Origin of the sequence: Bradyrhizobium campsiandrae (assembly GCF_014529705.1) — a bacterium.
In the GTDB taxonomy this organism is placed as follows: Bacteria; Pseudomonadota; Alphaproteobacteria; order Rhizobiales; family Xanthobacteraceae; genus Bradyrhizobium; species Bradyrhizobium campsiandrae.
In genome coordinates, this window is the sequence record NZ_JAANIH010000216.1 from 1 (window position 1) to 438 (window position 438).

The window sequence follows — 438 nt, forward strand, 5'->3', positions numbered from 1 at the left end:
ATCCTGCACCGTGGTAACGCCGGGGATATTGCCCGCTGTTAGGTCTTGCAGGTCTGATTGCATGGTCTGGTTGGTGCGGGTGATCGCTACGCCGGAAATGCCCGCAAAGGGGGCGAGCGCGAGCGCGATGAGCGCGGCTACCAAGACCGTGGACAGGGCTATCTTGGACAAAGATTTGAAGACAGTCACGCCCAATACCCTACGTGGTCTGCCTGGCAATGGGGAAGGTGACTTGCACCCCCTAAAGTGTGACCTCGTAGACAATCTCGCGTTCTAGTGAATAGACTCAGGCTTCGGTACATAGTATTCCGTCTGGGAAGGAGAACACTCACCCATGACCGTTCGAGTGAAGACTGCGGGAATGTCCAATACAGCCCGAAATCCCGAGCGTGGTGAGTGGGTCACTCAAGCAAAGTGCCGCAATGAGGACCCGGACGC

1 protein-coding gene is annotated in these 438 nt (G+C 56.8%); it reads right to left on the reverse strand.

Translation table 11 applies throughout. From position 1 onward, the window contains the following. Positions 1 to 189: hypothetical protein (locus tag G8O24_RS47165; protein WP_188108438.1), on the reverse strand; the 189-nt coding region annotated here is incomplete at its 3' end. Positions 190 to 438: the final 249 nt, after the last annotated feature.